This is a genomic window from Kordia algicida OT-1 (assembly GCF_000154725.1).
Taxonomy (GTDB): domain Bacteria; phylum Bacteroidota; class Bacteroidia; order Flavobacteriales; family Flavobacteriaceae; genus Kordia; species Kordia algicida.
This window is the reverse complement of record NZ_DS544873.1, coordinates 1-10,133: the sequence shown is the minus strand read 5'-3', so window position 1 is coordinate 10,133 and position 10,133 is coordinate 1. Positions and strand designations below refer to the sequence as shown.

Below are 10,133 nucleotides of genomic sequence, written 5' to 3'. Positions count from 1 at the left end.
GGTAAGTAGTGAATCGTAATACTGCTTCTTTTTTTGAGTAATGCGAGTTGTTTCGGTGTATTATTAAAAATTTGTTGCTCTTTGATAAGCGTATCATGCTCGGCTTTTAGTTCAAAAGTTTTGGCAAAAGCAAACTTATAGCACATAAAAAGTACTACTATAAATCCAGCGATTAGCAATCTATTTTTTAACGTATTACTCATCAGATAGCTCAATTTTTAAAGTGAATTCTGAATTGTTTTTTGATACGGCTCCATAATCAGCTACTGTAACAGCTACTACCCAATCTAAACTTTCTATTTTTTGAATCCAGTCAGAAAACAAATCACTATCTGTAGAAATTCCTGAAATGATAAGTTCTTCTTTTTTTAGTTGAATCGGATTGTTTTTTTTGATTCGTTTGGTAAGTGGCTGGTATTTTAGTGCAGATAATTGCAAAGTATTTGGCAATGAAGTTGCAATGGCATCAATGTAATATGAGCTTTTGGATGATGATTTTTTCAAGATATCATCCACTGTTTTCTGTTTTTGTTCAACCAAAGTTTTAAGCGTAAGCAACTTTTCTTTTTGATTGCTATTGACTGCTGCCGTTTGTTTCATTTCTTCCACAGTACTGTAATAGGAATTGAAAACAAAAAAGTTTATCAATAATAGAAATAGAACAAAACCCAGTCCGAACATAGAAAACTGACTAAAAAACCGTTGTTGTTTAAAGTTTGTAACTAATTCCGTTTCTTTTTCTTCAAAATTTGAAACAGTCGTTTTGGATTGTAATATGTGTGATAATACGCCTGAGAATGATAAGAGTTGAGAACTCTTTACTTCCAATCCGTTGATAGTATGTGTTTTATTTGGCGGATTTTCTATGAGTTGAATCTCAGTGATTGCTTCATTTTCTTGGGTAAGTAATGCATTTGAGGTGTAATAGTTAGATTCTTCAATAAAATCATTTACAAAAGAAGTCATCGTATTTCCAAGCGAAAAACCAATAATCGTAATTTGTTGTATTTTATAACTCGCTATCAGCTTATCAACAATCGATTTTCGACAGATTGCAATATTGTGAAAGCTTCCTTGCGAGTCAATTTCATAGTAGAAATCATTAATTTTTAAGTTGGGAAATGCTTCAAATAGTAATCGATTGCTTTCTTTTTCAGTACTCTGAACAAACTTACTCAACACATCATCATTATTTAACACTAAAAATACATGCTGTTTTTTAGGAAGTTTTTCTGCGATTTCTTCCACTGTCGTAGTCACAAAAGAATCTTTAATGATAATTTCATTACTCTTTTTTTGCAATAAAACAGCTTCTATAGTTTGCTTATTATTGTGTTCTATACCACAAAAAGTATTTCCAAATAACAGGTATGTTTGTAATTTTTTAAGCATTAATAGATGACTGTGGGTTTGATAAGAACTGTTAGTTTTGATTTTGAATCTTGGCGTTTTCGTTTGCTAAAAAACCATTTAATTACAGGAATTCTTGCTAAAAACGGCACACCATTTCCTTCGTCTCTTTTTTGTTTTTCTTCAATTCCACCCAAGACAGCAATATCTTGATCGCGCATTCGGATGATAGAACGAAATTCTCTAGAACTAATATCTGGCGGCGCATCTTCACTGATTCTGCTTCCAAAAGTGGATTGAATCACGAAAATATCAAGGGTAACTTGTCCGTCACCAGATACAATCGGTTTGATGGAAATTCCAAGTTCTGCATCAATCGGATAGTAATTCGTGATTTCTGAGGTTTGCGGATTGTTTGTTCCGTAGATGTTTCGTTGCGTTACCGCATAATACGAAGTCGTTCCGTTGGAGAGTGTTGCTCGATGTCCGTTGAGCGTAGAAATTTTTGGTGTGGAACGAATTTTTATATCGCCATCTTGTTCCATTGCGGAAATGTTTGCAAAGAATTCTGGAACAACTTTTCCGAGATTGAATGACCCGAAACCATCAAAACCTCCTATGACACGATTTACGGTGTTTGCTCCAAGAGTAAGATTTGTAGTTGGAAAAAGACTTCCGCTTGTTTGCGTCGGCTCATCACCAATTCCCCAACTGATGCCTGTTTCTACAACCGATAGTTTACTCACATCAATTAGCATCACTTCTATTAGCACCACAGGAACAGGTTTGTCTATTTTTTCAACAAAGTTTCTGAATCGTTTTACACTTGAACTTGGTCCGCTTACATAAAAACTATTCAGTTCATAATCGGCTTCAATTTGTAAGTCTGCAATTAAATCTGCGGGTAAGATATTAATGAGTGCTTCCGCCTGACTCGTATTGGTGTTTGCCAGTCCATTTCCTTGATTGGATTGCCCTGTTCTACTGAGTGTTGTTCTGTTTCCTGAATTTCCTCCTGAGAACGAATCAAATTGATTTCCACTTCCAAATCCTGAACTTTGTCCCACATTACTGCTTCGTGCGCGTGTGGAATTGCCTCCACTAGAATCTGTCAATAATTCTATAGAACGATGCATTAATGGAATGATTGATATTTCTCGTAAACTTAGTTGATTCGCCGTTCCAAAAATGTACATATTTCGATCTTTCTTGAAAGTGAAAAACGATTGATTGATCTCTGTTGATTGGTTATTTTGGTTAGAACGAGAACCTGTATTCGATCTTCCTTGACTTGATGCTATTATAGCCGTTTGTCCTTGATTACTTTCAAACATTTTTGTGAGTAAATCATCAAAAGAAACACGTTTTGATGTGAAGCTTGCAGTTCCCGCATTTGTAAGCGGCGTTGATGTAAAAATATCAATTTCTAATGCTGTTCCAATATCGTGAATGACTGCATCAATGAGTACGTTTGTAAAATCGACTTCTATAATTTTTCTTTTTTTGTCTAATACCTTAAAGCTGAAATTCGACTTTCTTCGTCTAGTTCGTGGTTGTGATGTGGTTGTTCCAGATTGATCGTTAGCAACTGTTTGGGCATCATTTTCAAAGGTATAAAAGCCGTTACTTCCTTTTTCAACATATAATTGATTGGCAAATGCTAGTTGTTCCATAGCAATGTCAAAAGGTGCATCTTTTACATAGAAGGTAATTTGTTTGTTTTCAATATCAGGAGAAAAAACCAAGTTTTTTCCTGTTTTTTCCATGATTTTTTTAAATGCTGTGTATAGTGTATCATTCTTGATATCCAAACTAATCACGTCGTTTTTCATACTATATGCAATGGGAATCTCTCTCATCACAGGTTTTTCTACAGGCTTGCTATATTTTTTTATCGCTAGAATGTTTCCTGTAAATTCAATGGTAAGTTCGTGTTCTTTACAGAGAAAAGTTAGTAAATCTGATACCGTAACATTTGGAAAGTTCGTTGATGTGGAAATTTTGTTTAAATCAGATGAAATATTGAAATTCAGCTTGTGAACTTCCGCGATAGCGAGTAAAAAACTACTAAGCGACACATTGTTGATGCTAATGTCTGTTTTTACATTTTCAGTCAGTCCTACATTGTCGACTGCAAGAACTTCTAGTTGTTTTTTAATGGCTTCGATACGTGGTTTTTCCTGCGCAAGCAGTGAAAAATGCATCAAGCAACATAATATGATAAGAAGTATTTTCTTCATTCTTTTTTAGTTTGATAATAGTGCATATACTTCTTCAATGGACGTTGTGCCATTTTCGATAAGTGTGATTGCATTATCTTTTAATGTGTGTATATTTTTTTCTTTGAGATAATCTGAAATCTCTGTTTCATTTTGTTTGATATGATTGATAAGCTGTGTTCCAATGGGAATGATTTCGTAGATGGCTTTTCTACCGAGATATCCTGTTTGATAACAAGCATTACAACCAACTGCCACATGATGTGTGTTAATATGTTTGGGCAGTACAACATCTTTTGGCAACGTCGCTGTTGCTATAGAAGCTTCTTTTTTACAATGATGGCAAAGTTTTCGAACTAATCGTTGCGCCACACTCATGTTCAGCGTACTTGCGATAAGAAAAGGCGGAATGTCCATATCAATCAATCGTGAAATCGTTGCCCAGGCGGAGTTGGTGTGTATGGTAGATAATACCAAATGTCCTGTAAGCGCTGCACGAATTGCCATATTGGCGGTTTTTGCATCACGAATTTCTCCTACCATGATAACATCAGGATCTTGACGTAAGAAAGTTCGAAGTGTACTCGAAAAATCGAGCCCAATATTTTCTTTGAGTTGCACTTGATTGATGCCTTCTAAGGTATATTCAATCGGATCTTCAATGGTGAGAATGTTGGTTTCTGCATCATTTAATAGTTTGAGTGTTGCGTATAATGTGGTAGTTTTTCCAGAACCTGTCGGTCCAGAAATCAAGATGATTCCGTTAGGCTTTTTGATGATTTCTTTATAGGTGTATAGTTCATCATCAGAAAAACCAAGTTCATCCAAATTGATATGATTGGCGTCTTTACTTAAAATACGAAGCACAATTTTTTCTCCGTGTAAGGTTGGCAGAGAAGATACCCGAATGTCAAATTCTCCTTGCGCATTATTGATTGTAATACGTCCGTCTTGTGGCAATCGTTTTTCAGAGATATCAAGTTGTGCTTTTATCTTGATTTTGTTGATGATTACAGGATATTCTGCTGATGGAATGACATATTGTTCTTTTAGTTTTCCATCCAATCGAAAACGAATACGACAGGAATGTTCATACGGTTCAAAGTGAATATCACTACTGCCAATGTCTTTTGCTGCCATGATGATTTTTTGTAAAAAATCGTCTGTGTAGTGTAATGCTTCTGCTTTGCTACTTGTCGTTTTGCGAAAGTTTGTGGCTAAATATTTGTCAATTATTTCCGCAGTAGTTACTTCAAGATTAATTTTTTGATTAAAAACAATCGAGAGTTCTTTTTTTAAGGATTCATCGGTAGCTTCCGCTAAAAACGTAATGATTCCATTTTCATTTTCTTTTGGAACAATGCGATAGTGATACGCTTGCGAACTGCTAATGAGTTGCTGCAACGAGACGTGTATGTTGTAGTCTTGTACTTCCATTTTAGATGCTGTATATATTGGATAAAAAACCTGTCCAATTCAGTAGATAGACAGTCATAAAAAATAGACTCATATAGCCTGCGAGTGGTACGGATGTTTCCTGTGTTTTATTTTTAAGTAGTATATGTAAGAACAGAGAAAATAATAAGGAAAACACAAAGAATATGATAAATGTTGCTATGGGAAATGCGATACTTACTGCTAGAAAAAATAGGACATCACCTAAACCGAAAACATGTTGTAAGTCTGTTTGTAATTTGAATTTTGAATAGACTTGAAGCACTAAAATAATACTAAAAATAATCCCTAGATTGATAAGTGATGTTCTCCAAAATAGTTCAAAAAAAGTGTTCGTATAGTACAAATATGAAGCTGTACACGCGACTATTGGAAATAGAAACCAATACACTTTTCTTTCTTTGATATCTTGAAAAAGTATGCTCATAAGCGATAGGATTAATATGATTTTAATAAGAACTATCAATCTTTTACTATTTCTTTTGGATTGCCTTTTTCATCAATTTCCCATACGTTACGAACTCCATCTCCATCAAAGTCTTCCACAGCTTCTGCGCGCGCTTTGAATGTTGCGCCTTCTGCTACAGTTATTTCATAGCGATACCGTGCTGTGCCTCCTTTGTCTGCTGTAATTGGTGGTTGAAAATCTATTTCGTTAAAGTCGTTAGAGTAACGCGAATACAAATAGCGATACTGCGTTTGCATGGAGTGAATCGCTTTGAGTTGTGTTTGCGCTTCTATAGATTTTGCCTTGGAGATATACGGCATTAAATTAGGAAGCGCTAATAAGAGTAAAATCCCGATGATCGCCAGTACGATCAGGATTTCTTGTAAGTTAAATGCTTTAACTTTATGGTTTGCTAATGATTTTTTATGGAGTTTCATCTACGTTCTTTTTCAATATCAATTCGTGTATTCTAACAGGCTCAGAATAGGGAAAATTGATAGTGACAAGGTAACGAACGTGTGTGTTTTATTTTTGACGCTTATATATTTTTTAGGAAGAACTAAGTTTTAGACTCTATTAGTATAAAACAATGTTCAAAAAAAGGCTACTAATTTAAAAAAGCGGGGATTATGGTCATGGGATTAGTTCCAGACAATACTCAACAACTTAATATGTTTGAAGCTTGTAATTCGGATCATAAACAACTGATGTAACCATTGACCGTTTGAACTCTAAATATGGAAAAAAACATCTTAAATATTGCAAGCAAAAAATTAGATCCCTCTTGGGCAATGCGTCAGAATAATTTATCGCAAAACTATACAACTGACTTTGATGATATTCTTGTTTTGAATTGTAACTTTTAAGCTTCATACATATTACAACTTTTCAATATTAATTAGCCTTATACGTGAAAAGCGTAATAAAAGTAAGGTTTAATAATAATTATCCACTCAATATCAATAAAAGTTAACCCATTTATGTAAACTTTTGTTATGTTTACATAGTGGTTAAGAATTTTCTTTAGTAATAGTTATTCCAATTTAAGTTGTTAATAAACAAAAGAAAAATCTTTACTGCAGTGACAGGATTGCAATTTAAATTACATGCGAAAATTTGATGACTTTAAACATTTTTGCAAAGGGAATCCTTATGATTAAAATTAATCGTTAACATATAATTAACAAGAAAAAACATAAATATTCATCAAAACATGACGCTCGTTGGTCGAAATATGACGCTTACACAAAAAAATTGTATCAAACAGGAAAAGTGATCTACTTTGATTTGCAAAACCACTTTCTAATTAATCACGCCAACCTAAAATATTTGAATTTTAAAAACAATAACACATGAAAATCAAAAGAGAAACAAAAAGTTACAGGCAGGGCGTTTTAAACAGCGACAAACATATACGTTTAGGAGCAAAACACAAAGGAGCGTACATATTAAAAGAAAATATTAACTACATCGAAGCTAACGAATGTTACACATGGTTTCATTTAATTAATGGAAAAAGATTCCTCAGTTGCAAGCCGATAGGCTATTATGAGGATGAACTCTCAGGTAATGGATTTCTTCGTATTCATCGCTCCTACCTAATCAATCTTTCTAACCTGAAATTATATGAGCGTAAATACCGATTAGTCCATTTAAAAGGAGAAATAACCTTGCCTGTGAGTTATCGAAAAAATAATACGTTCTCAAAGTATTTACAGAGTGCATAAAAAGTTTATAGAAATAAATTCCCTAAAACCTACAGCATAATACAATCATATTGTGAAAAAATAGCCTACTCAAAAGTGGAGTCACTACTCCACAAATTTTATGTTTAATTTAAAATTTTTAAAAGTGAAAAAAATCTTTTTAATGAATTTTTTGTGTCTTGTTTGTATACAATTCACAAATGCGCAAGATGGCAAACCCAATTATTTTAGAGGTGCGCCAGGCGATGATGTTTTTGCAACACCATCGGTAAAAGCTTTCCACGAAAGCAAACTAATTCCTGAGAATTTATATACAGGAAAAATTAATGTTGGAGTTCCCATTTATGATATTTCAATTGGAGACATCAATGTTCCCATTTCTCTAAGTTATAATACTTCAGGAATAAAAGTAAGTGATATCGCATCCAATGTAGGCTTAGGATGGAGTTTAAATGCGAATGGAAGTATTTTAAAAATTGTCCGTGATTTAAATGATGATGATTTCTATGGTACAGGTTATAGTGTTCCTGACGATACAGGAGATAACGCTGGTAGTTTTGAAACGATTGTAACGCAAATAGGATATCATAGAGGTAAATCTCCTGAGCCATTTAGTTTTAATAGTGCTACAGGAATGGTACATTCTGATTCAGAAGAAGCAGAAGAATGGAGTAAAATTGATTCTTCTCCTGATTTCTTTTATGCCAACGCTCCAGGACTTAGTTCTAAATTCTATTTAGAAGATAAATTTCCTAATGACAATACAACACCTTTTGCAAATCGAAAGTACAATGCTATCTTTTTAGATCATTCTGGTGTAAAAGTTCAAAATCTAATACAAAGGACAACAACAACTATTCCTAGATTAGTTGATATCTCACATGGCAATGAACCTGCTGATTTTTATCAAAATGGAATACCTTTTTATAATTATCAGTACTTGGATTTTCCTTCGTTTGAAATTGTCAATACCAATGGACTTAAATATATTTTTGATACTAAAGATTATAGCGAAAGTACCTATCATGGAGTTTGGGACTCAGCAAACCAGGGACTTGGTTCTACCAATTGGAATTTATCAAAAATCATTGACCCAATTCATAACAGAGAGGTTATTTTTGAATATGAAGCCTATGTCAAGGCAATTCCCGAAAGAATCAAAAATATTACCGCTACCTATCAAGATCCTTTAGACACTGATGATCTTTATGATTATTACTACACTACTATATCTGACGTATCACTTGGAAATGGGACTTATGATATGGATTTTCAAAGCACTGTTTCTACTAGAACCACTAAAGCAAATCGGCTTAAAAAAATCACATGGGACGAAGGAACAGTAGAATTTATCTACGGATTAAATAGAATTGATGATCTTGGAGAAAAAGCACTTACTGAAATTTTAGTAAAAAATAATTTCGGTCAACTTATCAAACATTTTGAGTTTGAATATTCTTATTTCAATTCTTTAGAGAATTGTAACGAAAAAGAATGTAAGCGATTACGATTGGATAAAGTAAAAGAATTACCAATTGGAAACACCGCAGTAAATGCTAAGGTACATGAGTTTGATTATAACTATGACAATCCACTGCCAAGAAGGGATTCGTTTCAAAGAGACTTTTTAGGCTATTTCAATAATAATGGTTTTGAATGGTCTTCCAATGATGAGTCTGAAATTCCACCCAATGCAATGCTACATTTCTATAAAAATCAAGGTGGGAACTCTGTACTACCTTTTAAAAGAACAAATGGTAGTAATTACAGAATCATTCATGGGCAGTACTCATTAGAATCCAACACATATTCTTTACTGCTACGCTGAAACCATAAAATATCCAACAGGTGGAAGTGCACATTTTAAATATGAAAATCATACTTTTAATTTACAAGGAGCGCAATACATCGCGGGTGGCGCAAGAATAAAGCAACAAACACTTCACGATGGTCGTGGTGGTACTAGAAATATATTTTATGAGTATACCCATCCTAACGGAACAAGCTCAGGCTATATCAATCGTATGCCAACCTTTGCGTACATCAATAAATACAGTGATGCGCCAAGTAATTATTCTTTCCACCATTTTTCAATGACTGCTCCTGAAAATGATTGGAAACGTTATTTTACCTATTTTGATAAAACTAAAAATAGTTTAGAACTTACCGATGGTAGTTTTGTCGGCTATGCTAGAGTGGTAAAAAAAGAAAATGGTAACGGATATTCTGAGTATACCTATACAACATCAAATACATTTCCAAATGAATTGGAAACAACAGTAAATGCCGATAATGTCAATAATCCTTATGTATTTCTAACAAGTAACAGTTCTTATCCGAGTTTAAATGTTATTGATTATGATATTAAAAGAGGAAAGTTAATCAGTGAAAAGCATTTTACCCAAAGTGAAAATATGAAGCAACATATAACTTATCAGTATGATTATGATGCTTTTAATACTGTTGATTTAAATTACAGAACAACTGTCTCTGGTAGTCCATTCACACAAGGTGGTACAGCTGGTGTTTTTTATCATACCTCTGTTATTAATATAGAACGAAATCTAAACACAAAAGTAATCACAACTGATTATGTAGACAATGGAAACTTTAGTACAACCCAACAAATCGTTTATGATGCTAACTATCCTTTTGTAAAAGAGCAGAGATATATTACAGATCTAAGTATTGAAAAATCAGTATTTGTCTACCCTTTTGAATCAGAAGTTTCAAATGAACCTTATGTAAATAGTTTGGTAACTCAAAATCGAATTGCGACTCCTGTCTCTCATAAAAATATACGTATACTTAGTAACCAAAGTCAATTACTATCAAGAGCGAAGTACAATTTTGATGTATTTGAAGGAGTTATAAATCATAAAAGTAATCAAGTAGCTAAGGGAACTAATGACTTCACGACATTGTCAACAATTGATAAAAGAGACTTAAATGGAA

General features: G+C 33.5%; 9 protein-coding genes and 1 pseudogene. 4 read left to right on the top strand and 6 right to left on the bottom strand.

Annotated features, from left to right (window positions below; all coding sequences use genetic code 11):
• The 6 genes and pseudogenes from KAOT1_RS23465 to KAOT1_RS00020 form a co-directional block, all read right to left on the bottom strand.
• Positions 1 to 203 (bottom strand): annotated as a pseudogene (locus KAOT1_RS23465) (hypothetical protein); the annotation flags it as partial.
• Positions 196 to 1,392: a hypothetical protein gene (locus KAOT1_RS00040; RefSeq protein ID WP_007092594.1), complete on the bottom strand. Its 1,197-nt coding sequence runs from the start codon at positions 1,390 to 1,392 to the stop codon at positions 196 to 198. The pseudogene KAOT1_RS23465 and the gene KAOT1_RS00040, both read right to left, overlap by 8 nt.
• Complete coding sequence (locus KAOT1_RS00035; protein WP_040559226.1) at positions 1,392 to 3,590, bottom strand: type II secretion system protein GspD; 2,199 nt, start codon at positions 3,588 to 3,590, stop codon at positions 1,392 to 1,394. The genes KAOT1_RS00040 and KAOT1_RS00035 overlap by 1 nt, the downstream gene beginning before the upstream one ends.
• Before the next feature lie 6 nt (positions 3,591 to 3,596).
• Positions 3,597 to 5,006: a GspE/PulE family protein gene (locus KAOT1_RS00030; protein WP_007092592.1), complete on the bottom strand. Its 1,410-nt coding sequence runs from the start codon at positions 5,004 to 5,006 to the stop codon at positions 3,597 to 3,599.
• A gap of 1 nt (position 5,007) precedes the next feature.
• Positions 5,008 to 5,451 carry a hypothetical protein gene (locus tag KAOT1_RS00025; protein WP_007092591.1) on the bottom strand — a complete coding sequence of 148 codons (444 nt, stop codon included), beginning with the start codon at positions 5,449 to 5,451 and terminating at the stop codon, positions 5,008 to 5,010.
• Positions 5,452 to 5,486: 35 nt separating this feature from the next.
• Entirely contained in the window at positions 5,487 to 5,909 is a 423-nt protein-coding gene (locus tag KAOT1_RS00020; protein ID WP_007092590.1) for a prepilin-type N-terminal cleavage/methylation domain-containing protein, read from the bottom strand.
• A gap of 300 nt (positions 5,910 to 6,209) precedes the next feature.
• Between KAOT1_RS00020 and KAOT1_RS23750 the strand changes: the two genes are divergently transcribed.
• The 4 genes from KAOT1_RS23750 to KAOT1_RS00005 form a co-directional block, all read left to right on the top strand.
• Entirely contained in the window at positions 6,210 to 6,338 is a 129-nt protein-coding gene (locus tag KAOT1_RS23750; protein WP_007092588.1) for a DUF4113 domain-containing protein, read from the top strand.
• A gap of 486 nt (positions 6,339 to 6,824) precedes the next feature.
• Positions 6,825 to 7,199, top strand: coding sequence for a LytR/AlgR family response regulator transcription factor (locus tag KAOT1_RS00015; RefSeq protein ID WP_007092587.1), 375 nt, complete (start codon positions 6,825 to 6,827; stop codon positions 7,197 to 7,199).
• Between the two features lie 142 nt (positions 7,200 to 7,341).
• Positions 7,342 to 9,006: a hypothetical protein gene (locus KAOT1_RS00010; protein WP_007092586.1), complete on the top strand. Its 1,665-nt coding sequence runs from the start codon at positions 7,342 to 7,344 to the stop codon at positions 9,004 to 9,006.
• A gap of 196 nt (positions 9,007 to 9,202) precedes the next feature.
• On the top strand, positions 9,203 to 10,133 hold a 931-nt coding region (locus KAOT1_RS00005), incomplete at its 3' end, for a hypothetical protein (protein WP_007092585.1).

Coding starts and splice junctions, on each gene's coding strand:
- KAOT1_RS00015 (WP_007092587.1), top strand. CDS start 6,825: ATGAAAATCAAAAGAGAAACAAAAAGTTACAGGCAGGGCGTTTTAAAC.
- KAOT1_RS00020 (WP_007092590.1), bottom strand. CDS start 5,909: ATGAAACTCCATAAAAAATCATTAGCAAACCATAAAGTTAAAGCATTT.
- KAOT1_RS00040 (WP_007092594.1), bottom strand. CDS start 1,392: ATGCTTAAAAAATTACAAACATACCTGTTATTTGGAAATACTTTTTGT.
- KAOT1_RS00035 (WP_040559226.1), bottom strand. CDS start 3,590: ATGAAGAAAATACTTCTTATCATATTATGTTGCTTGATGCATTTTTCA.
- KAOT1_RS23750 (WP_007092588.1), top strand. CDS start 6,210: ATGGAAAAAAACATCTTAAATATTGCAAGCAAAAAATTAGATCCCTCT.
- KAOT1_RS00030 (WP_007092592.1), bottom strand. CDS start 5,006: ATGGAAGTACAAGACTACAACATACACGTCTCGTTGCAGCAACTCATT.
- KAOT1_RS00025 (WP_007092591.1), bottom strand. CDS start 5,451: ATGAGCATACTTTTTCAAGATATCAAAGAAAGAAAAGTGTATTGGTTT.
- KAOT1_RS00010 (WP_007092586.1), top strand. CDS start 7,342: ATGAATTTTTTGTGTCTTGTTTGTATACAATTCACAAATGCGCAAGAT.